A 20903-nucleotide genomic window follows, 5' to 3' on the forward strand; every position below is an offset into this window, starting at 1 on the left:
CGCCATTTGTTTTGGGAATAGGTCATGTTGTACCGGATATCGGCATTCTGGGCCCGGGTTGAGCTTTGGGCGGCGGCCTTACTCGCCCTGATCGTCACTGCGCTTATTCTGTTGAACGTGGTGACACGCTCGGCTGGCAATGCGCTGTTCTGGGTCGATGAACTGGCGATCTATGCCATGATCTGGATGACCTTTCTGGGCGCGTCCGCTGCCCTGCACCATCGAAATGCCGTGTCGATCACCATCCTGACGGATGCCGTCCCGGACACGGCGCGAAAGTGGATCAACACCTGTGTGGATGTGATCGTATTTGCTTTTGCCCTGGCGATGCTGTGGTTTTGCTGGCGCTGGTTCCTGCCGCTGGATATCGCTCGCGCCGGTTTTGACACCGTGGCGTTCCAAGGCAACACGTTCAACTTCATCTACGCCGAACCGACCCTGACCCTGGGCCTGCCGAAATACCTGTTCTGGCTGGTTATGTGGCTCTTTGCCCTCGGCGTGACCCTGCATTCGGCCATGCACCTGTTCGGCAAAAGGGCTGCGACATGAGCCCTATTGTCTTTCTTGCAGCGCTGTTTCTGTCCGTCCCTGTCGCCATCGTTCTCAGCGTCACGGCGATCTGGTACATCTGGGAAAGCGGCAACACCGTCCTCTATGACAGCTTCGCGCAGAAAATGTTCGGCGGGCTTGAGAATTATGGCCTGTTGGCCATCCCGCTTTTCATGTTGACGGGCGAGTTGATGAACGAAGGCGGCATGACCCGCCGTCTGATCGCCCTGGCCCGCGTGTTCGTGGGCGGGTTTCGCGGCGGGCTGGCCTATATCAACCTGCTGGCAAACATGTTCATGGCCGCCATCATCGGTTCGGCCACAGCCCAGATCGCCGTCATGTCCCGCGCCATGGTCCCCGCGATGGAAGAGGAAGGTTACGACAAGGGCTTTGCCACCGCGACCACCGCCGCCGGAGGATTGCTGGCCCCGGTTATTCCGCCGTCGATGATGTTCGTGATCTTTGGCGTGCTGGCGCAAATTCCGATCGGAGACATGTTTCTGGCGGGCATCATCCCCGGCCTGCTTCTTGCCGTCGGGTTCGCCCTGGTGATCGCTATCATCGGATGGCGACAGCAGTTCCCGAAAGGCGATTGGATGACCGGGCGCGAAGCCCTGCGCGCGCTTGTTGCGGCAGCGCCCGCTCTATTGATCCCGATTGCCATCATCGGCGGGATTCTCTTTGGCATCGCCACGCCAACGGAATCAGCCGCCGTAGCCTCTTTCGTGGCCTTTGTGGTCGGCTGGTTGATCTATGGCGATCTGAACCCGCGCCATTTGGGAGAGATGTTTTTGCGCACCGCAGCCAACGCTTCGATGATCCTGTTCATGATTGCGGCGGCGAGTGTCTTTGGCTGGGTCATCATCTACGAGGAACTGCCGCAGAAACTGGCCGCGCTGATCACAACGATTACGTCCGACCCGTTCCTGTTCCTGCTGATCGTGAACCTTGCCCTGTTGCTGGTCGGCATGATCATTGACGGTATCGCCGCAATTATCCTGATCACGCCGATCCTGTTGCCCATCGCCACCGGGTCATACGACATCAGCCCCTATCAGTTTGGCGTGGTGATCTGTCTGAACCTTGTACTAGGCCTGCTCACGCCACCTGTTGGGATTGGGCTATACATCGCCTCATCTATGGGCGGGGCAACGCCGGGTGCGATCCTGAAATCGCTGTGGCCCTTCCTGATTGCGGTTGCGGTTGTGCTTGTGCTGCTCAGCTATGCGCCAGTCCTGTCCACCTATCTGATTGATTGACAGAAAGGCTACGCGGTCAGAGAGACAGCCTGACCGCTTTCCAATGACTGATGTGCGGCCAAGCCGATTTTCACAGCCCAGACCCCGTCACTCAGGGACACTTCGGGGCGGTCAACCTCACCCCGCACAAGCTGCAGGAAACGTTCGTGCTGATAAAACGTTGATCCATTGTGGTCCCCCGCCGCCAACAGCTGCGCGCCCACAGGCGTTTCCCGGACAATCGGACCTTTGGGATCGCGCGGGCTGATCACCAGCTGCGGCGTCGGCGCTTCACCCAGATGCGCAGGCCAGAACCGGCCTGGCCCAGGCACGAGGGCCTCGATCTTTCCTTTGGACCCAACGGCGCTGATTTCTTCCTGATATCGCGACCCTTCGGCAAACATGCACAGTTCCAGCATGGCGCGGGCACCCGAGGCGAACTCGACGATGACATAGCCATGGTCCAGAATATCGGGCACCTCGCCGTCGTAGGATTCGTCCAGATGGTTCACGGCTTGACCTCCGATGGCCGAAACGCGGACCGGATTGGATTTCAGGATCAACCGCATCAGGTCGAAGAAGTGGCAGCATTTCTCGACAAAAGTGCCGCCGGTATTGCGGCTGAACCGGTTCCAGTTGCCGACCTTTTCCAGAAACGGAAAGCGATGTTCGCGGATCGACAGCATCCTAACCCCACCGCTTGCGTCTTCTGCCGCATCAATCAAGGCCGCGATCGGCGGCATGTACCGATACTCCATCGCCACCCAGATCGGGTGTGGGTAGTCGGCCTCAAGCTTGGTTAGGCGCGCAAGATCATCGGCGGAAGTAAAAAGCGGCTTCTCCACCAGCAACGGCAAAGGCCGTACCCGCGCAATTTGTTCCAGCTGATCGACATGCAGATGGTTCGGGCTTGCGATGACAAGGCAATCCAGATGCTCGACCGCAAGCAGTTCTTCCATCGAGGACACCATGACCGCACCAGGGACGATCTGGCGTGCGCGTTTAGCCATTTCCGGATCGGGTTCAAAAATCGCGGCAACCTGCGTGTTTTCAAGCAAAGCAATGTTGTGCAGGTGCTCTTGCCCCATCATGCCGCATCCGATCAGCCCGTAATGTGTGGTCCGGGTCATGCGCGTTTCCTCATTCTTCTTATTTCAGGCGTTGTACATAAATAGCCCGATCCGGGTCGAACCATGTCTTTGAGAACTCGACTGGCTCGGACCTGTCCGACCAGCTGAAGCGTTCGATATATCCCACCGTTTCACCGGCGGGTTTGGTGAAGTCTTGCGGTGTCCAGTCCGGCAACGTACCGACCGAAACCCTGTCTTCTGCGCGGCTGATCCAGAAGCCCAACTGCTGCTGGTAGTAGCGATAGAGCGAGTCCGACAGCAGGTTTTCGTCGATACTTCCAACCGATTCGTCCAGCCAGATTTCCTCGACAGCGATGATTGTGTCATTCAGATAGCGCATCCGGCGCACCCTCGACCCAGTGCGCGATTCACCGAACGGTGGCAGGTCTGACGGCTTGGCCAAATGATCAACCGACAGGACATCCGCGCGCGGCAACCCGCCCCCTTCGGGCAATTCCAACCGGAACATGGCATAAACGCTGTTTTGCGTCCCACTGTCCCGCACGTAATTGCCCGAGCCTTGAATACGCTCCAACATCCCTTTTTTCTCAAGCTCGGCGAGCGATTTTCGCAACGTCCCGACCGACACATTCAGATTGGCTGCCATGTCCCGCTCTGGCGGCAGGCGCTCTCCGTCGATCAAGCGGCCAGCGGCGATGTCGCGGATCAGCAATTCCGCGATCTGCACATAGATCGGCAGGGCATTTGGGTTCCGGCTGTTCTGGGACACGTTGCGCTTCACTCGGTCGCAGGAAAAATTGATACACTATTGATCTACATCAATGCGATTGCTACGCAAGAGAAAAGTAACACCCAAGCGGAGCACGAATCGCATGACCATCGTTCCCATCACCTCGCCTGATCTGGATGCGGCCGAGGTGTCATGGTTTTCGGCGCTGTGTTCCGACGATTATCAGTTTCTGGGCGCGCCCGACGGCGACCTGCGATCCAGTTGGGAACATTGCTCGGACATCGTGAAAGAGGCTGAGGCGCAGGGGTTTCGCAACATTCTGTGCCCGTCCTCCTACCAGGTCGGGCAGGATACACTCAGCTTTGTTGCAGGCTGCGCGCCGATCACGGATCGGATCAACCTGCTGGCCGCCGTGCGGTGCGGTGAAATGCAGCCCATCATGCTGGCCCGCACCATCGCGACGCTGGATCACATGCTGAAGGGCCGGCTGACGGTCAACATCATCTCATCCGATTTCCCCGGAGAGAAAGCCGACAGCGCTTATCGCTACCAACGTTCGCGCGAGGTGGTCGAGATCCTGAAACAGGCCTGGACACAGGATGAGATCAATCACGCCGGTGAAGTCTACAACTTCTCAGGGCTGACCACCGACCCTGCCCGCCCCTATCAGACAGGCGGCCCGCTGCTGTATTTCGGCGGCTACTCGCCCTCGGCGCTGGATCTGTGTGGCGAACACTGCGACGTCTACCTGATGTGGCCTGAAACCAAGGACCAACTGGCAGAACGCATGAAAGCGGTTCACGCGGTCGCAGAGAATTACAACCGCACGTTGGACTATGGTTTGCGCGTTCACATGATCGTTCGCGATACCGAAGCCGAGGCGCAGGAATATGCCGATTACATCGTCTCGAAGTTGGATGACGAATACGGCCGCGCCATTCGCGAACGGGCATTGGATTCGACTTCGCTGGGCGTGGCGCATCAATCCAAGAACCGCGATCTGGCGGATGAATACGGGTATATCGAACCTGGTCTGTGGACCGGCGTTGGTCGCGCCCGGTCAGGCTGCGGCGCGGCACTTGTTGGCTCGACCGATCAGGTCATGACCAAGATCGAGGAATATCAGAAGATGGGCATCCGCGCCTTCATCTTCTCGGGTTACCCGCATCTTGACGAAGCCCGCCATTTCGGCGCGCGTATGATGCCAAACCTGAAAACCTGTTCCCTGCCCGAAGCTTACGGGCGGGTCCCAAAGACAACCCCGGCCACGCCGCTGGGCAACGGAGAGCGCCGCTGATGCAACGTGTAAAACTATCTTCAACGTTGGAAATGAGCCGCATCGTCTATGGCATGTGGCGCTTGGGCGATGATAGCGATACGTCGGCGACACATGTCGAGGCCAAGATCCAGGCCTGTCTTGATCAGGGCATCACCACGTTCGATCAGGCGGACATCTACGGCGGTTATGAAGCCGAAGCGGTGTTGGGCAACGCCCTGCGCGCCAATCCGGGCCTTCGACAAAAGATGGAAATCGTCACCAAATGCGACATTGTCGCGCCGGTTGGGCGGTTTTCTGCCGCCAAGTGCAAATACTACGACACTTCGCGCGCGCATATCGTGAAATCGGTCGAAACCTCGCTGTCCGAGATGGCCATTGATCACATCGACCTGCTGCTGATCCACCGTCCTGACCCCATGATGGACCATCATGAAACGGGTGCGGCGCTGGATGAGATTGTCGCCAGCGGCAAGGTTGGTGCTGTGGGTGTGTCGAATTTCCGGCCCTGGGACTGGCAATTGCTGCAATCGGCGATGAAAACGCCGCTGGTTACTAATCAGATCGAAATTTCACTGGGCGAAATCAACCCCTTCACCAATGGTGATCTGGTTTTTCATCAACAACACGGTCACCCGGTGATGGCATGGTCGCCCCTGGGTGGTGGGCTGCTGATGGCCGGGAACCCTCCGGTCGGGTTGGTCGCTGACGAAATTGCGGCGGAGTTCGGTGTGGATCGTGCCGCCGTAGCGGTCGCATTCCTGCTGGCCCATCCTGCAGGCATCCTGCCGGTGATGGGCACCAACAATCTGGACCGGATCAAGCGCCTGTCGGACGCCAACAAGGTCACGCTGGACCGGGAAAGCTGGTTCCGCCTCTACGAAGCCGCACTGGGTCACGAGGTGCCATGATGAATGCAATTTCACGCGATATGACGCGGACTTTTGTCCCCCACGAAGAAGACACGCGCACCTTGCGCGACGCCTTTGGGCGCTTTGCCACGGGCGTGACGATTGTAACCTGCGACAGCGAAGACGGGCCGATCTGCATCACCGCAAACAGTTTCTCGTCCCTGTCTCTCGATCCGCCGCTGATCATGTGGGCCGGTGACCGAAACTCTCGCCGGTTTCGGTATTTCCAGGCCGCCAAGCACTTTAGCGTGCATGTCCTGTCCGCCGAACAGGCCGAGCTGTGTTTTGGCTGTTCCAAGGATGCGTATGCGCTGAAAGAAATCCAGCATCACCGCTGCGAGAACGGAACACCTTTGCTGCCGGATTGTCTGGCGCATTTCGAATGCGAGCAACACGCTTACCACAACGCAGGCGATCACGTTATCATGGTGGGCAAAGTCCTGAAGGCCAGCATGAGCGATGGAGACGCGCTGACCTTTTATGCCGGAAAACTCGGCCAATTCGCGCAAACCTAAGCGCGATATGATGACCGCGGGACGAACCCGCGGCTGAACAAGGGAGGATCCGCATGGGCGGACTGGCATCGGCGTTAAAGCCGATTGCATTCGTGAACGAAACCGTGCTGCGTTTTGGCCGCGCGGTTGGCGTCGTTGCGATTGCATTGATGGTGATCGCAATCCTGGTTCAGGTGTTCTTTCGATATGTTTTGGGCAATGCCCTGCCCTGGCCGGACGAGGCCGCGCGGTTCTGCATGTTATGGATGACCGGCCTGATGGCCCCCACGGCGTTCAGGCGCGGTGGATTCGTGGCCATCGATATGGTGCCCTTGATGCTGCCGCGTATCGTGGGTCAGATCCTGATGCTGTTTCTGCTTTTTGTGTCGCTGGCGGTGCTGCTGGTCGCAGTGGGCATTGGTTGGTCCGAAGTCACCGGCTTTGGCGGAAAATTCGCCACCGCCGCGCTGTATCTGCCCACATCGTTCAGCTTCGATGAGTGGTTTCGCATTCCGCGCAGTTGGATGATGGCATCCTTGCTGGTTGGGGTCGTCCTGCTGATCGCCGTCAATATCGAGCTGATTTTACGCGCAATTGTAACGCTGATGGGCGGCGGTGATCTGCTGCCCGACATTGCCGACGCACCGGTGGGGGCCGAATAAATGCTGATCTGGTTCCTGCCCACATTCCTTATCTTCCTGATGATCGGTCTGCCGGTCTTTTTCGCGCTTCTGGCCGCGCCTGGTATTCTGCTTTGGCTGAATGGTCAGACCAACGACATCACGCTGCTTTATCGCAATGTCTACAACGGCATGGACAGCTTTCCGCTGATGGCAATCCCGTTTTTCATGCTGGCCGGAGAGCTGATGAACCGCGGCGGCATCACCATTCGCCTTGTTGAATTCAGCCAGGCCCTGATGGGGCATCTGCGCGGCGGTCTGGCGCATGTGAACGTCCTCAGCTCGATCCTGTTCGCCGGACTGTCGGGCTCGGCTGTGGCTGATACGTCAGCTTTGGGTTCGATGCTGATCCCGGCGATGGAAAAACAGGGCTATACCCGCAAATTCGCGGCTGCGATCACCGCGGCGAGTTCCGTGATCGGGCCAATTATTCCGCCTTCGGGCATCATGATCATCTACGCCTATGTCATGGGCGAAAGCGTCGCCGCCCTGTTCCTTGCGGGCATCGTGCCGGGCGTGATGGTCGGCGTCGGGTTGATGCTGATGATCAAATTCATGGCCGACAAATACGATTTTCCTGTCGCCAGCCGGAAATATACATGGGGCGAGCGGCGTCAGGCCAGCCTCAAGGCGTTTTTCCCGCTGCTGACGCCCGTCATCATTCTGGGCGGCATCCTTGGCGGTATTTTCACCCCGACCGAGGCGGCGGCGGTTGCCGTGGGCTATGCCTTTATCATTGGGTTCTTTGTTCTACGCACGCTGACACTAAAAGAGGTGCCGGAAATCCTCAGCAATGCGGGCCTGACTTCGGCCGTTGTTCTGCTGTTGGTGGGTGCCGCGATGGCGTTCAAGACGGTGGTCAGCCTCAGCCATGCGCCCGAGCAGTTGGCCTCGCTGATCCTTAGCCTGTCGGAAAACCCGCTGATCCTGTTGTTCCTGATCAACTTGCTGTTGTTCATCGTCGGCATGTTCCTGGATGCAGGCCCGGCCATCATCATCCTTGGACCGATCCTTGGCCCAATCTTCACAAGCCTGGGTGTGGACCCAATCCATTTTGCCATTATCATGAGCGTCAACCTGACCGTTGGCCTGGCCACGCCGCCGATGGGGTTGGTCCTGTTCGTGGCCGCTGCCGTATCGCGTGAGAAAGTGGAAACCATCGCCAAGGCCATTCTGCCGTTCCTGGCAGTCGAAATCATAGTGATCTTCTTGATCACCTATGTCCCCGCAATATCCATGACGATCCCGAGGATAACGGGATTTGCAAACTGACTGAGATCCATAGGGAGGAAACGCATGCTCAGAAGTTTCATCAAGACAGCAGCCGTCGCAACGTCGCTGGTCGCTGCCTCTGCCATCGCGGCGACCGCAGCCGATTTCACACTGCGCGCCACGGCGAACTCGAACGAAAACGACGAAGACTATGATGGTCTGGTTGTCTTCAAAAACTACGTCGAAGCCGCATCAAACGGCGCCATCGAGGTTGAGCTGTTCATCGGCACGCAGCTGTGTTCGAACGGCGCGGAATGCCTGCAGGGTGTGGCCGAAGGTCAGATCGATATCGTGATCCAGACGTCGGGCGGCACCTCGGGCATCTTCCCCTTTGTTCAGGTGTTGGACCTGCCTTATCTGATGTCCGATGACCGCGTTGCCGAGGCAGCTTTGGCCAACGGATCGCCCTTTGTAACCAAGATGCAGGAAATGGTCGCCGAAAACTCGGGCGGTGCATTGCGCCTGATGACCATCGGCAACACCGGCGGTTGGCGCAACTTTGCCAACACGCAGCGTCGCGTGACCAACCCCGGCGATATGGAAGGTCTGAAAATCCGCACCGTGGTCGCCGACCTACCGCAAGAGTTGGTCAAGGCACTTGGCGCATCCCCCACCCCGATCCCGTGGCCGGAACTGTTCACCAGCTTCCAGACCGGAGTTGTCGAAGGCTCCAAGAACGGGATTACGGACATCATGGGCATGAAATTCCCGGATGCAGGTCTGAAATACGTCACGCTTGACGGGCACGCATACATGGGCGCGCTGTGGTTCATGAACAACGAAAAGTTCATGTCGATGCCGCCGGAACTGCGCAACGTCGTTGTCGACGGTTTCTATCAGCTGCAGCAGGCCACATTCGCCTCGCCCAAGCGCAAGTCGATTCAGGCCTATGAGGAATTCGTCGCCGAAGGCGGCGACCTCTATGTGCCGACGCCCGAAGAAAAAGCGGCGTTCAAAGAGGCTGCGGCCCCTGTTTACGACTGGTTCAAAGCGAACGTAGACGGCGGTGAAGCCGCCTATGACGCTTTGGTCGCAGCTGTTGCTGAGGCTGAGGCCGAGATTGCCGCGACCCGCGCTGCTGAAACCCAGTAAGCCAGCTTGAAAACCTGCGCGCGGCTTCCGCCGCGCGCAATCCCTCACCCGCGCCGGAGAAGCCCCTCATGCTGGATCACAGCGACGCATTTCGCCGCCAAGGCTATCTTGTATTCGAGAACGCCCTGTCCCCAGAGGAATTGCAGATTCTGCGCAGCACTTGCGACACCCTTTTGGAAGAGCCCGCTCATGATGGCGGCAGCGGGGATATTCACAAAATTGGCCTGGGCGACGCACGCCGCTTTTTGCGCCACCGGCACCCCGAATTTCCGCAGCTTGAAGACTTTTTGCTGGGCCGCAAGATCGCCGAGATCACCGCCGCCTGCGGCATTGAAGACCCGATGCTGTTTAACGAACAGTTTGTTGTCAAAGGGGCTGGCAAAGGCGCCAGTTTTGCATGGCATCAGGACGGGGCCTATGTGGGCTTTGACCACACGCCTTATCTGACCGTCTGGATCGCCGTTGACGACGCCACCGAAGAAAACGGCTGTGTCTATATCCTGCCGCGCGACCTGGATGCCGAACCCGGTCTGGACCGCCACGAATGGCAGGACGAAAGCAACGAGCTTAACGGCTATTTCGGCAGTGAGTCAGGAACGCCAATGACCTGCAAAGCGGGTACAATCGTGGCGTTTTCAAGCTTGACGCTGCACAGCTCTGGCGCGAATTCGACGCAAAACCCGCGCCGGGCCTTTGTCTGCCAGTATTCCTCGGGCGCGATCATCGACCCGGAAACCAATGCACCGAAACGGTTTGCCAAACCGTTGCGAGACTGAACCGTCACCTGAACGGATACATCCACCCTTTGTAGTCATCCACCAGAATATGCGCTCTTTCAATCTGCTCCGGCGACATTTTCTTGACCACTTCCTCAAGGCTGATCGCCGCGTCGGGATCGCCGCCAATGGCGCTGAGCGTGTACCACATATAGGCCCGCACCAGATCAGGCGCGGGCATTCCCAGACCCAGCTCATAGTACCAGCCGACCCCCGACTGCGCGCCCGGGTGTCCCTTCATCGAGGCGCGCAGGTACCACTCGAACGCCCGTTCATAGTCCTGCTCGACCCCCAGACCCAACCCGTACATCACGCCGATCAATTCTTCGGCCTCGGCATTGCCCGACCGCGCGGCTGGCATCAGCGCTTCGCGCGCGGCTTCAAATTGCCTGGCCTCCATCATGTCACGGGCCTGTTCCAACTCGGCCAGCGCCGGGGTCGCAAGCAGGCAAAGGGCAAATACAAACTGGCGCATGGGTTGGCTTTCCTTTTCGTCGGCGCGGCGGCAGCGCAGGATTTGCCGCGCCCGCTGACCGATGATGACTTTCTGTTCTTTGATAGGGAACAGGCCGCCATCGGTCATCAGCTTTTTTACGATCCGATCCTGTCGGGCAATCAGAACATCTCTTGCGCGCATTGCCATCACCCGGATCTGGGCACATCTGACGGTCTGTCACTGGGCATCGGCGAAGGCGGGCAAGGTCTGGGACCCGACCGCACGCCCGGCGTCGGGGCAGACAGAATCCGCAAGCGCATCCCGCGCAATTCGCCGGGCCTGTGGAACCTTGGCGCCAAGGACATTCACACCGTGTTCCACGACGGTCGGCTGAGCATCTCTGACGTATACGGAAACGGCTTCAACTCTCCCGCGCAGGAATGGCTGCCCGAAGGTCTGAACTCATTGCTGGCCGCGCAGGCGCTGTTTCCTTTGACGTCGCAGTTCGAGATGGCCGGCAATGTGGCCGAGAACGAGGTCACCGGCGCGGTGAATGACCGGATCGACAAAGGCTGGCCCATTCTGGCCAAGCGCGTTCGAACCGATCCCCGCTATGGACCCGCTATGGTCGCCGCCTTTGACGAGGTCGACACGACCGAGGACATCACCATCACGCAGGTCGTCAACACCCTTGCCGCGTTCATGGCCCTGGAGTGGCGCAGCACCGACAGCCCGTTTGACCAGTATCTGGCCGGAGACCAAGCGGCGCTTTCGCCGATCCAAGAACGGGGGATGGAGCTGTTTTACGGCAAGGCGCAGTGCTCGACCTGCCATTCCGGCCCGTTGATGTCAGATCAAGAATTCCACGCGCTGGCCCTGCCGCCCTTTGGGCCGGGTCGCACCCGGCAATGGGACCCGTATGTGCGCGATGTTGGCCGGATGGGTGAAAGCAACCGTCTGGAGGACGCCTATCGCTTTCGCACACCGATGCTGCGCAATGTTGCCCTGACGGCGCCTTATGGGCACAACGGTGCGTTTCCTGATCTGAAAAGCATAATCCGGCACCACCTGAACCCCGTGCAAAGCTTTGCAGGATGGTCACCCGATCAGGCGAATTTGCCAGAGGTCCCATGGTTGGAGAAGGTCGATTTCATCGTCTGGCAGGACGCCCCGGAATTGGCGCGCCAGAAGGCCAGGATCGACATCACCCCGGTCACGCTTTCGGATGCCGAGATTGACGAACTGGTCGCTTTTCTGGGTGCCTTGACGGGCACCAGTGTTGACGCACCGCCGTTTGGCATACCCGAGGGGTTCGAGCCTTAAGCGTTGACATAAATCCTCCGCATGACCGTGGGCGTCAGATACATCGGGATTTGATACGCCCCGATAAAAACCATGATCGGCGCCGTGACCTCTGGCGGCAGAGCCACAAAGAATATCGCGATATTTCGGTTGCCTGCGATAATCGACACAGCAGTTGACTGCGCGGCGGGCATTCTGCCTCTGGTCACAATGAGCGAAACCATCTGCGCCCCGAAATTCGCCAGACAGGCCAGCAGGATCCAGAACATCGCGGTCATTGGGGAAGTGAGCGCAACGGCGCTAACCGACGGCATGAGGCCAATCACAAAGACGGCCAGAGTGATCGTACCCAGCCCTTCGAGGTTCAGCAGCGTTGACTGGGGCGGGCTGCGCAGCCATATCCGTCGCACTGCGATGGCCGCTCCGGTGGCAACAGCGATGGTCACCAGCAGCCGCAGACCCGCAATCAGGACGAATTGCACATCGCCCAACGCGGGCATCATCCAAAAGATCGCCACAGCCGTCAGCGGCAGGACCGCCGTACCCACGACCATAAGACGCAGCGCGTGTTCCGCCGGGTACCCCATCATCAGGCACATATTCGGACTGCCGGAAATCGACGGTGCGGCGGCCATGATCAACAGCGCCAGTAACACCGGCGTCCCCGTCCATCCGCCCGCAAACCCAATTGCCAGGATCAACATTGGCGCGACGAACTGAAATCCGATGACCGTCAGGGCGACCTTGTGCAGATCTCCAAGCGAGCCGAGGATCGCCGCAGGCTCCATCCTCAGCACCGTGACGAACAGCAACAGGATCACCAGCGGCGGCAGCAGCGGGCGCATCGGCTGCGCCAGCCCTGGCAACAGCAAGCCCGCCACCAATCCCGCGATCAGGACGTAAGGGCCATGACGGGCTGCCGCATGGAGCGGGTTCAACTGCCGTTACCCGCCCGGGCTCTGCCGTAGGTTGTCTGGCAGCCAAGTGGCCAGTTCGGGGAACCAGATCAGGACAAAGACCATCAGCACCATGATCAGGAACATCGGGATCGCTGCGCGCGCGATATAGCCCATCTCGTGATTGGTCATGCCCTGCATCACAAAGAGGTTGAAGCCAATCGGCGGCGTGATCTGGGCCATCTCGACCACGACAACGATGAAGATGCCGAACCAGATCAGGTCGATGCCCGCATCCCGGATCATTGGTTCGACCACAGCCATGGTCAGCACCACCGAGGAGATTCCGTCAAGGAAACACCCCAGGATGATGTAAAAGACCAGCAGAACCATCAGCAGCTCGAACCGCGTCAGCTCCCACCCGGCGATCAGGTCAGCCAGCCCGCGCGGCAGTCCGGTAAAGCCCATCGACAGCGACAGGAACGCAGCCCCCGCAAGGATCAACGCAATCATGGCGCTGGTGCGGGTTGCACCCATCAGGCTTTCGGTGAAGGTCTTCCAGGTCAGTGACCCCTGCCCTGCCGCCAATAGCAGCCCGCCTATTACACCGAACGCCGCCGCCTCGGTCGCGGTAGCATAGCCCAGATACATCGATCCGATCACCACCATGATCAACAAGATCACCGGCAGCAGAAAGCGTGAGTTTCGGATCTTTTCGCGAAAGGTCAGCTTGCCCTCGTCATTGGGATTCCAGTCCTTTCCCAGCTTGGAATAGATCGCGACATAGCCCATGAACATGGCCGCCAACACAAGGCCTGGCAGGATACCGGCAAAGAACAGCTTGGTGATGGATTCGTTGATCGTCACGCCATAGACGATCAGCGTCAGCGAGGGCGGGATCATCAGACCCAGCGTCGCCGCGCCGGTCAGGGTGCCGATGATCATTCGTTCGGGATAGTTGCGCTTACGCAGTTCCGGGATCGACATCTTGCCAACAGTGGTCAACGTGGCCGCCGAAGATCCCGACACGGCGGCGAAAACCGTACAGCCCACGATGTTGGTATGCACCAAACCGCCCGGCAGCGGCGCCATCCAGGGCGAGAGGCCCTTGAACATGTCTTCGGATAATCGTGTTCGATAGAGGATTTCTCCCATCCAGATGAACATCGGCAGCGCGGTCAGGGTCCATGAGGACGAGGCCGACCAGACCGTTGTGATCATCACATCGCCAACGGGACGGGTGGTAAACAGCTCCATCCCGACCCAGGCGACGCCCATCAGGGCAAGCCCGACCCAGACACCAGAGCCCAGCAGAGTGAACAGGACAAAGAGAAAGAGGATGATGACAGACAGGTTTTCCATGCTCTTACTCTCCGTGGCTCTGATCAGCCAAATCGCGAACGATCCGGTGGTTGCCTTTGAACAGCACATGGATCAGGTGATCCGTCAGAGCGATGGCAAGGATAACCGCCCCGATCAGCATGGTTGATTGAGGAATCCAAAGCGCTGTTTTGTCCTGACCCTGACTGATGTCGTTGAACTTCCAGCTCCAATAGACAAAGCGGTAGGCATACCAGCAGAAGTACCACATGACAGCCGTGCCGACGGCAAAACACCAAATCTCAAGAATTCGGCGCGCCTTGTCGGGCACCGCGTTTAGCAGGATCGAAACCCGGATATGGCTGCCGCGGTTCAACGCATTGGCGAAGGCAAGGAAGGACGCGGCCGCCATGGCGTACCCGGCATAGTCCGGCGCGCCGGGGAAGACCTCGCCCGTCCAGCGGGCCAGCATTTGCACCACGATCAGCAACAAAATGGCAATCAGGCTGAGCGCCGCCAGAACCCCTGCTGCAAGGTAAATGAAATCCAGTACTGACCGAAGCCCACGTAACGCCGCCATACCGTCCCCGTTTCTTTATGATTGGTTGGGATGCGGGCGGCGGAAACCCCGCCGCCCGCGCATGCGTTTATTGCGAAGAGTTGAACGCGTCGACGATGGCTTTGCCCTGCTCGCCCGCAGCTTCAAGCCATTCGTTGGTCATGGTCACGCCGATCTCTTTCAGCTCGTTGGTCATCTGCTCGGATGCGGGACCAACGGTCATGCCACCATCGCGCAGACCCTGCAGCGTAAAGCCGGTATATTCCTTGGCGCGCCAGTTGCCTGCGTATTCGGCAAGTTCCGCACAGGCCTTGATGACGTTCTTGTTGGCGTCCGACACGCCGGACCAGACATCCGAGTTGACCATCACATAGTTGCGCGGCAACCAGGCGTCGACCTCATAGAAATAATTCAGGCTTTCCCAGACTTTGCGGTCATACCCGGTCGAGCCCGAAGACACCATGGAATCCGCCACACCAGTGGCAAATGCCTGGCTGATTTCAGCGGCCTCGATGGTAACAGGCAGCATTCCAGTCAATTCGGCCAGACGTGAGGTCGCGTTGTTATAGGACCGGAACTTGATGCCTTCCATATCCGCGACCGAGTTCACTTCGTTCTTGAAATACAGCCCCTGCGGCGGCCAGGGAACGGCGTAGAGCAGCGTCAGGTTCTGTTCGGCCAACAGCTCTTCGATCGAAGGTTTGGCGGCCTCCCACAGCTTGGCACTGTCATCGAATGACGTGGCCAGGAACGGGATCGAGTCAAACCCGAACAGCGCGTTTTCGTTCTGGTGGCCGGACAACAGACGCTCGCCAATCGGGGCTTGCCCGGTCTGAATTGCGCGCTTGATATCGGCGCCCTTGAACAGCGACCCCGAGGGGTGGGTCACGATCTCGATCTCGCCGCCCGTTCCGGTGGTCACGCATTTGGCGAACTCAGCGCCCGTGGCCGAATGGAAGTTCGAAGCCGAATACGCCATCGGCATATCCCATTTCTCGGCCAATGCAGGCGCGGCGGATGCGGCGGTCAAAGCGGTGGCCGCCAGAAGATGTGTCAGTTTTTTCATCGTTTTCTCCCTATTGAATTATGATGTGCCGATGTTCCGCATCGGCTTGTCCCTATGTAGCAAAGCGCGAAGGTGCGTAGGCGCTCATATCCGTATTCGGTTTTCTGCCCGTGATCATTTGCGCCAACAGGCGCCCTGTCTTAGGCCCTCCGGTCAGGCCGATGTGATGATGCCCGAAACCCATATAGGCCCCTTCGATACCGGGAACGTCTCCGATCACCGGGATCGAGTCAGACGGTGCGGGCCTGTGCCCCATCCATTCCACTTCCTCCTTCCATGTCATGCCCGGGAACACGGCTTTTGCGTTCCGGCGCAACAATTCAAACGGTGCGCGCGAAGGCGGAGCGTCAAGCCCTCCGAACTCGACAATCCCCGCCAATCGTATGCGCCCTTTCATTGGTGTGGCAACAAACTTGCCCGAAGTCACCATAACAGGGCTGCGCGGCATCGCAGAAGGTTCAACCAATTCAAGGTGATACCCGCGTTCGCTTTCCAGCGGGACGGAGATGCCAAGCCGCTTGGCCAGAGGGCCGGACCAAACACCCGCCGTCAAGATGGCGGTGTCGCAGGGGATCGTCTCACCCCCTGCGCGTACGCCGGTCACCTGTCCGTTTTCGCTGGCGATGTCTTCTACCTTGGCACGGATGATACGGCCCCCGGCCTGTTCGACATGCGCGGCCAGATCTTTCACATACTGTCCCGGGTCAGTGATGTGGCCGTGCCCGGAAAGCCTGACGGCAAAGCCCAGGTCCCTGGTAAACACCGGGTCATAGTCGTAGAACGACTGCCCCTCTAACTCATCCCAGGAAAACCCGTTCTTGCGCCGAATGCCCCAGCCAAAACTATCCGCCTGATATTGGGCACGATTGCCGTAGAGGAACAGGTAGTCGGACGGCTCAAGCCATTTTTCAGCCCCGGTGCCTTCGGCCAAGGCCTTGTGATCATTCAGACTGTCACCAATGATCGGGGTCAAGGCAGCGGCAATGCGCTCGACGTCCCGGGTGTTTGCGTGGCGCAAATATTGCCGCAGCCAAGGCAGCAGCTTTGGCAGGTAACCCCATTTCAGAAACAAGGGCTGCGACGGGTTCAGCAGCATTTTGGGTGCCTTGCCCAACAACCCCGGCACCGTCACCGGCACGACCGAACACGAGGCCAGCACCCCGCCATTCCCGTGGGATGTCCCCTCGCCTGGGCCAGCCATGTCGATCAGGATCACGTCATGGCCTTCGCGTTGCAACCAAATCGCGGCTGAGACGCCCACAATCCCTGCGCCGATAATGGCGATGGTATTGGTCCCGCTCATGCCGCCACCACCTTTGACACTGCGTAGTGATCCAGCTTGCCCAGATCGGGTTTTCCGCCCAATCCCGGGCCATCAGGGACAACGACGTGCCCATTCGAGATTTGGAACGGTTCTTCCAAAATGTCTTCCTTCAGAAAATATGAGGCCTGATAGAATTCGCACCCTAACGCGATTTCCGGTGTGGCTGCTATCATATGCGTGCCGGCCAGATGCGCCAGACCAGCCTCGAACATATCGCCGCCATAGGCTGTCAGCCCGTGGGCTGCTGCAATCCGTGCCACCGACTGACCCCGCGACAGGCCGCCGGATTTCATGATCTTGACGGACACCCCGTCGCAAATCCCTTCGCGCGCCGCGCGTTCCATATCCTCGGGGCCAAAGACACTTTCGTCAGCCAGCAAAGGCACATTCGTCAACTGCCGCAGCCTTGCCATCATGCCGTAATGATGTGCGCGCACCGGTTGTTCGATGAAATCCGGGGCAAAGGCCGCCACGTCCAGAACCTGCGCCGTGGCCTCTTCGATACTGAGACCTTGGTTATAGTCCACGCGAACCGAGAATTCGGGATGGTTCCTGGCCAGATACTCCAGCCGCATGATGTCGAAAGCATGATCTTTGAACCCGGTTTTCAGCTTCACGATCCGCACGCCATCATTCTGCAGCCGTGCGAGAAGATCGATATCCTGAGAGAAATCGGGGTTCGCGATGGAACAGCTTAGCGGGATTGTGTCGCGACACCGCCCGCCCATCAGCGACCACACCGGAACGCCGCTGATCCGACCAGCAAGGTCCAGCAAAGCGGATTCGAGCGCCGCTTTGGCTTCGGTACAATGGGCCACAGCATGGGTCGCCTGCGCCATGACCCCGGCCCGATCCCCAACGCGCGCGCCCAGAACGATCGGGCGCAGGTAACGATTCAACGCGGCATAGGTCGCTTCGGGCGTGCCGGTGAACACCGACCAGGGCGATGCCTCGCCAAAGCCTTCGGACCCATCTTCGGACCTCAACCGAAGGACGACCACTTCACAGGTCCCCTCGACCGACCCGATGCCGTGATCACGGCGCGAGGTGACCGGCAGCGCAAGGTGCCACAGGTCATAGCCGGTAATTTTCTGGCTCAGGTCGCTCATTCCATCCCTCGGGGTATGGGCAGAGCCTGCCTTGACCGGTATATCATTTCAAATACTATATCTTTCAAAGTTCATCATAAAAAATGATGAGGTAGCCTATGTCGCTCCGCTTTCGCCAATTGCAGGCGTTTCACGCTATTATGGAAACGGGAACCGTGACCGGTGCGGCCTCGGTTCTGGGGATTTCACAACCCGGAATCAGCAACCTTCTGGCGCAGCTTGAACGCGAGGCCAGATTGCCGCTGTTCGAGCGTACCAAGGGGCGCTTGCTCCCGACCCCCGAAGCCGAGATGCTGTATCGTGAGGTCGACACCGTGGTGCGAGGGTTGGATCACGTCGCGCAGGCTGTTACCGACCTGCAGAACAAGCATCCCGGCCAGTTACAGGTCGCCGCGCCGCACCTGTTGTCTTTTGGCTTCATGCCGCGCGAGATTGCGCGCTTTGCCAAAACCCGACCGAACCTGTCGGTCAGCTTTCAGTCGCAATATTCGTCCAAAATTCAGGAATGGGTGATCTCGGGTCTGTTCGAGATCGGTATTGTCGAACTGCCCATCCTGCACGACACGCTGAGTTACCAGGCCTTTGAGTTTGAAACTCTAGCGACCTTTCCCGAAGACAGCCCGTTGGCGGCGTATGACGTCCTGACGCCCGAAATACTGGAAAACGAGCCGTTCATCGTGATGGGGCCGGAACATCAGACACATCACCGAACCCGTGACCTGTTTCAAAAGGCCGGGCGGACGTGGCGCACGCAAATCCACACCCATCTGTCCGAGAATTTGCTGAGCTTTGTGAAGCAAGGGATGGGGGTCGCGATGATCGACCCCTTTACTGTAACCTTCGACGAAGAGAGCGGGTATCAGACCCGCCCCTTCCGCCCGGCAGTCATGCTGGACCTTGCGATCATCACGGCCAAAGGACGGCCTCTGTCCACAATCGCGCAGGAATTTCTGGCCCAATTGACCCCTTCAATTGCGTCTTACGCCACCCATTCGGATACGGGGGCCGCCGCCTCGTGAAGCGGTTGCGAATGGATGTCGACCAGCGTAGGCCCGTCATGTTCGACCGCTTGCCGCAGCACTTTGGGCAGGTCGGCGGGGTCCTTCACCGTCCATGATTTCACTCCGAACGCAGCCGCAACAGCCGCGTGGTCTGTGCGGTTGAAATCGACGTTGTAATAGCGCTGATCAAACCCGGCATTTTGCCCAGCCTTGATCCACCCGAATACCGCGTTCGAGAAGACAATCGAGGTGATGGGCATCTTGTGCCGCACCATGGTTTCGAACTCACCACAGGTGAACCCAAAGGAACCGTCCCCCATCACTGCCAGGGTCTTGACGGAGGGCCGTCCGACATGGGCACCCATGGCGGCCCCCAGCGAATAGCCCAGCGCCCCATGCGCCCGGTTGGTGATGAATTGCCGACCCGCTTTGCGCCAACGGTAGTGCGCACTGAAATAGGGGCACGGCGTGCCGGGATCGGCCACGACAATTGCGTCATCGTCGAGGATATCCATCAGGGCTGCCATAACGGCCTCAGGCCGGATCGGCGTTTCACGACTGGCCGCAAAGGGGGCAAATGCCGCCTGTTTTGCCTGCCACGCAGCCATCGCTTTTGCGGCCCCGCCCTGAGCGTTCAGATCCGTACTGGCCTCAAGCGCATCCGCCAAAGCCTCAAGCGCAAGGCGGGCATCGGCGCAGATTGCCACCTCGGTCTGGTAATTGGCCCCGATCACCATCGGATCGCTGTCGATATGGATGATCGTGGCGTTTCGCCCCGGGCTGCGCCACCGCTCGGTGGTGACCGATCCGGCACGGCATCCGATGAAAAGAACCACATCGGCACTATCCACAACGGCGCGCGTCGCAGGGACGCCCCCGTTTGAGCCAACAACCCCCAAGGCCAGCGGGTCGGTTTCGGCAATGGACCCCTGCCCCGACACGGTGGTGGCCACAGGCATGTCGAGCAAGCTTGCAACCCTGCGCAGCGCGCCTTCGGCGCCTGAAAGAACCGGGCCGCCGCCGCAAATGGCCACGGCTGATTTCGCCTTCGACAGAACCTCTGCCGCCTCTGCAATAGCGTCTGGGTCTGGCGCTGCCCTTTCCGCTGGGTAACTGCGGTGGCGGGCGTCTGCCCAAATCTCTGCCTCATCGACCTGCGCCTTCTGGGTGTCGAACGGCAGAGCCAAATGCGCTGCCCCCGGCGTTCCTGTCGTCATCGCCCGGAACGCGGCCCGCATCATTGCAGGCAGGCGCGTCGCATCGTCCAACGAGGCGGTCCACTTGGCCAACGGCTGGAACAGGGCGGGCTGGTCCAGTTCCGTCAAAGGATACTTCCCGCGGCTGGTCGTGGCAATATCAGATGTGATCGCCAAAATCGGGACCGAGCTTTCATTCGCCTCGACCACACCAGGCAGGATATAGGTCGCGCCACCGCCCGATGGCCCCTCGCACACGCCCGGCTTTCCGGTCACACGCGCATAGCCGTCTGCCATGTAGGCCGCGTGGCGTTCATCCCGTGTCAGAATATGCTGAATGCCATGATCCATACGGGCCAGGGCATCATAGAAGGGCAAGGTGGTGTCACCACACAGGCCGAACATGTGTTTCACGCCATGCGCCTCAAGCATACGCACCATCGCCTCGGCTCCGGTCAGATAGTTCGTTCCTGTCATAGCTTGCGATTCCTTTGGCTATCTTTGCACACAGAGCTGTATACAGTTTTGTATATTGATTTCAAGATTTCCCTGTGGCACCCCTGTTTCATCGGAAAAAGGTGGGGT

At 59.1% G+C, this 20903-nt stretch carries 21 protein-coding genes; 11 read left to right on the forward strand and 10 right to left on the reverse strand.

Going from position 1 to position 20903, the window contains the following annotated elements; translation table 11 throughout:
• The first annotated feature begins 24 nt into the window (after nt 1–24).
• Both ACR0AG_RS05725 and ACR0AG_RS05730 read left to right on the forward strand, forming a co-directional pair.
• Entirely contained in the window at nt 25–549 is a 525-nt protein-coding gene (locus ACR0AG_RS05725) for a TRAP transporter small permease (protein ID WP_480837255.1), read from the forward strand.
• Entirely contained in the window at nt 546–1808 is a 1263-nt protein-coding gene (locus tag ACR0AG_RS05730; protein WP_480837257.1) for a TRAP transporter large permease, read from the forward strand. Before ACR0AG_RS05725 ends, ACR0AG_RS05730 begins: the two co-directional genes overlap by 4 nt.
• A gap of 8 nt (nt 1809–1816) precedes the next feature.
• Here the strand turns inward: ACR0AG_RS05730 and ACR0AG_RS05735 are convergent, their stop codons facing one another.
• Both ACR0AG_RS05735 and ACR0AG_RS05740 read right to left on the reverse strand, forming a co-directional pair.
• Complete coding sequence (locus ACR0AG_RS05735; RefSeq protein ID WP_480837259.1) at nt 1817–2917, reverse strand: Gfo/Idh/MocA family protein; 1101 nt, start codon at nt 2915–2917, stop codon at nt 1817–1819.
• 19 nt (nt 2918–2936) lie between these two features.
• The gene (locus ACR0AG_RS05740) at nt 2937–3647 is read right to left on the reverse strand and encodes a GntR family transcriptional regulator (protein WP_480837261.1); all 711 of its coding nucleotides are present in this window, start codon (nt 3645–3647) and stop codon (nt 2937–2939) included.
• A 103-nt stretch (nt 3648–3750) separates the two neighbouring features.
• Here ACR0AG_RS05740 and ACR0AG_RS05745 point away from each other — a divergent pair, with 103 nt between their 5' ends.
• From ACR0AG_RS05745 to ACR0AG_RS05775, 7 genes are all read left to right on the forward strand, one after another.
• Nucleotides 3751–4905, forward strand: a complete 1155-nt coding sequence (locus tag ACR0AG_RS05745; protein WP_480837263.1) for an LLM class flavin-dependent oxidoreductase — start codon at nt 3751–3753, stop codon at nt 4903–4905.
• On the forward strand, nt 4905–5795 hold the full coding sequence (locus ACR0AG_RS05750; protein WP_480837265.1) for an aldo/keto reductase: 891 nt from the start codon (nt 4905–4907) through the stop codon (nt 5793–5795). The genes ACR0AG_RS05745 and ACR0AG_RS05750 overlap by 1 nt, the downstream gene beginning before the upstream one ends.
• Nucleotides 5795–6310, forward strand: a complete 516-nt coding sequence (locus ACR0AG_RS05755; protein WP_480837267.1) for a flavin reductase family protein — start codon at nt 5795–5797, stop codon at nt 6308–6310. Before ACR0AG_RS05750 ends, ACR0AG_RS05755 begins: the two co-directional genes overlap by 1 nt.
• A 53-nt stretch (nt 6311–6363) precedes the next feature.
• Nucleotides 6364–6951, forward strand: a complete 588-nt coding sequence (locus ACR0AG_RS05760; RefSeq protein ID WP_480837269.1) for a TRAP transporter small permease — start codon at nt 6364–6366, stop codon at nt 6949–6951.
• Nucleotides 6952–8241, forward strand: coding sequence for a TRAP transporter large permease (locus tag ACR0AG_RS05765; RefSeq protein WP_170572544.1), 1290 nt, complete (start codon nt 6952–6954; stop codon nt 8239–8241).
• 24 nt (nt 8242–8265) lie between these two features.
• Entirely contained in the window at nt 8266–9333 is a 1068-nt protein-coding gene (gene dctP, locus ACR0AG_RS05770; RefSeq protein ID WP_480837272.1) for a TRAP transporter substrate-binding protein DctP, read from the forward strand.
• A 68-nt stretch (nt 9334–9401) separates the two neighbouring features.
• The gene (locus ACR0AG_RS05775) at nt 9402–10109 is read left to right on the forward strand and encodes a phytanoyl-CoA dioxygenase family protein (protein ID WP_480837274.1); all 708 of its coding nucleotides are present in this window, start codon (nt 9402–9404) and stop codon (nt 10107–10109) included.
• 4 nt (nt 10110–10113) lie between these two features.
• On the opposite strand, the gene ACR0AG_RS05780 is transcribed toward ACR0AG_RS05775, so the two are convergent.
• Nucleotides 10114–10584, reverse strand: a complete 471-nt coding sequence (locus ACR0AG_RS05780) for a tetratricopeptide repeat protein (RefSeq protein WP_480837276.1) — start codon at nt 10582–10584, stop codon at nt 10114–10116.
• 3 nt (nt 10585–10587) lie between these two features.
• Here ACR0AG_RS05780 and ACR0AG_RS05785 point away from each other — a divergent pair, with 3 nt between their 5' ends.
• Nucleotides 10588–11868, forward strand: coding sequence for a cytochrome-c peroxidase (locus ACR0AG_RS05785; RefSeq protein WP_480837278.1), 1281 nt, complete (start codon nt 10588–10590; stop codon nt 11866–11868).
• Here ACR0AG_RS05785 and ACR0AG_RS05790 read toward each other — a convergent pair.
• The 6 genes from ACR0AG_RS05790 to ACR0AG_RS05815 form a co-directional block, all read right to left on the reverse strand.
• Nucleotides 11865–12785: a hypothetical protein gene (locus ACR0AG_RS05790; RefSeq protein ID WP_480837279.1), complete on the reverse strand. Its 921-nt coding sequence runs from the start codon at nt 12783–12785 to the stop codon at nt 11865–11867. The genes ACR0AG_RS05785 and ACR0AG_RS05790 overlap by 4 nt on opposite strands.
• Nucleotides 12786–12791: 6 nt before the next feature.
• The gene (locus tag ACR0AG_RS05795) at nt 12792–14105 is read right to left on the reverse strand and encodes a TRAP transporter large permease subunit (RefSeq protein ID WP_170792044.1); all 1314 of its coding nucleotides are present in this window, start codon (nt 14103–14105) and stop codon (nt 12792–12794) included.
• A 4-nt stretch (nt 14106–14109) separates the two neighbouring features.
• A complete protein-coding gene (locus ACR0AG_RS05800; protein ID WP_480837281.1) occupies nt 14110–14643 on the reverse strand; it encodes a TRAP transporter small permease in 534 nt (177 codons plus the stop codon).
• A gap of 67 nt (nt 14644–14710) precedes the next feature.
• Nucleotides 14711–15688 (reverse strand): TRAP transporter substrate-binding protein, encoded by a 978-nt coding sequence (locus ACR0AG_RS05805; RefSeq protein ID WP_480837282.1) that lies wholly within the window; start codon nt 15686–15688, stop codon nt 14711–14713.
• 52 nt (nt 15689–15740) lie between these two features.
• Complete coding sequence (locus ACR0AG_RS05810; RefSeq protein WP_480837284.1) at nt 15741–16991, reverse strand: NAD(P)/FAD-dependent oxidoreductase; 1251 nt, start codon at nt 16989–16991, stop codon at nt 15741–15743.
• Nucleotides 16988–18121: an enolase C-terminal domain-like protein gene (locus ACR0AG_RS05815; RefSeq protein ID WP_480837286.1), complete on the reverse strand. Its 1134-nt coding sequence runs from the start codon at nt 18119–18121 to the stop codon at nt 16988–16990. The genes ACR0AG_RS05810 and ACR0AG_RS05815 overlap by 4 nt, the downstream gene beginning before the upstream one ends.
• 98 nt (nt 18122–18219) lie before the next feature.
• On the opposite strand from ACR0AG_RS05815, the gene ACR0AG_RS05820 reads away from it, so the two are divergent.
• Nucleotides 18220–19140, forward strand: coding sequence for a LysR family transcriptional regulator (locus ACR0AG_RS05820; protein WP_480837288.1), 921 nt, complete (start codon nt 18220–18222; stop codon nt 19138–19140).
• On the opposite strand, the gene ACR0AG_RS05825 is transcribed toward ACR0AG_RS05820, so the two are convergent.
• Complete coding sequence (locus ACR0AG_RS05825; RefSeq protein ID WP_480837290.1) at nt 19101–20795, reverse strand: thiamine pyrophosphate-binding protein; 1695 nt, start codon at nt 20793–20795, stop codon at nt 19101–19103. The two genes, ACR0AG_RS05820 and ACR0AG_RS05825, sit on opposite strands and share 40 nt — an antisense overlap.
• Nucleotides 20796–20903: the final 108 nt, after the last annotated feature.

Source organism: Ruegeria sp. H6 (assembly GCF_056532975.1).

Excerpts from the sequence above, each read along its gene's own strand:
- ACR0AG_RS05725 (WP_480837255.1), top strand. The coding sequence starts at position 25 with ATGTTGTACCGGATATCGGCATTCTGGGCCCGGGTTGAGCTTTGGGCG.
- ACR0AG_RS05730 (WP_480837257.1), top strand. The coding sequence starts at position 546 with ATGAGCCCTATTGTCTTTCTTGCAGCGCTGTTTCTGTCCGTCCCTGTC.
- ACR0AG_RS05735 (WP_480837259.1), bottom strand. The coding sequence starts at position 2,917 with ATGACCCGGACCACACATTACGGGCTGATCGGATGCGGCATGATGGGG.
- ACR0AG_RS05745 (WP_480837263.1), top strand. The coding sequence starts at position 3,751 with ATGACCATCGTTCCCATCACCTCGCCTGATCTGGATGCGGCCGAGGTG.
- ACR0AG_RS05750 (WP_480837265.1), top strand. The coding sequence starts at position 4,905 with ATGCAACGTGTAAAACTATCTTCAACGTTGGAAATGAGCCGCATCGTC.
- ACR0AG_RS05755 (WP_480837267.1), top strand. The coding sequence starts at position 5,795 with ATGAATGCAATTTCACGCGATATGACGCGGACTTTTGTCCCCCACGAA.
- ACR0AG_RS05760 (WP_480837269.1), top strand. The coding sequence starts at position 6,364 with ATGGGCGGACTGGCATCGGCGTTAAAGCCGATTGCATTCGTGAACGAA.
- ACR0AG_RS05765 (WP_170572544.1), top strand. The coding sequence starts at position 6,952 with ATGCTGATCTGGTTCCTGCCCACATTCCTTATCTTCCTGATGATCGGT.
- dctP (WP_480837272.1), top strand. The coding sequence starts at position 8,266 with ATGCTCAGAAGTTTCATCAAGACAGCAGCCGTCGCAACGTCGCTGGTC.
- ACR0AG_RS05775 (WP_480837274.1), top strand. The coding sequence starts at position 9,402 with ATGCTGGATCACAGCGACGCATTTCGCCGCCAAGGCTATCTTGTATTC.
- ACR0AG_RS05780 (WP_480837276.1), bottom strand. The coding sequence starts at position 10,584 with ATGCGCCAGTTTGTATTTGCCCTTTGCCTGCTTGCGACCCCGGCGCTG.
- ACR0AG_RS05795 (WP_170792044.1), bottom strand. The coding sequence starts at position 14,105 with ATGGAAAACCTGTCTGTCATCATCCTCTTTCTCTTTGTCCTGTTCACT.
- ACR0AG_RS05800 (WP_480837281.1), bottom strand. The coding sequence starts at position 14,643 with ATGGCGGCGTTACGTGGGCTTCGGTCAGTACTGGATTTCATTTACCTT.
- ACR0AG_RS05805 (WP_480837282.1), bottom strand. The coding sequence starts at position 15,688 with ATGAAAAAACTGACACATCTTCTGGCGGCCACCGCTTTGACCGCCGCA.
- ACR0AG_RS05810 (WP_480837284.1), bottom strand. The coding sequence starts at position 16,991 with ATGAGCGGGACCAATACCATCGCCATTATCGGCGCAGGGATTGTGGGC.
- ACR0AG_RS05815 (WP_480837286.1), bottom strand. The coding sequence starts at position 18,121 with ATGAGCGACCTGAGCCAGAAAATTACCGGCTATGACCTGTGGCACCTT.
- ACR0AG_RS05820 (WP_480837288.1), top strand. The coding sequence starts at position 18,220 with ATGTCGCTCCGCTTTCGCCAATTGCAGGCGTTTCACGCTATTATGGAA.
- ACR0AG_RS05825 (WP_480837290.1), bottom strand. The coding sequence starts at position 20,795 with ATGACAGGAACGAACTATCTGACCGGAGCCGAGGCGATGGTGCGTATG.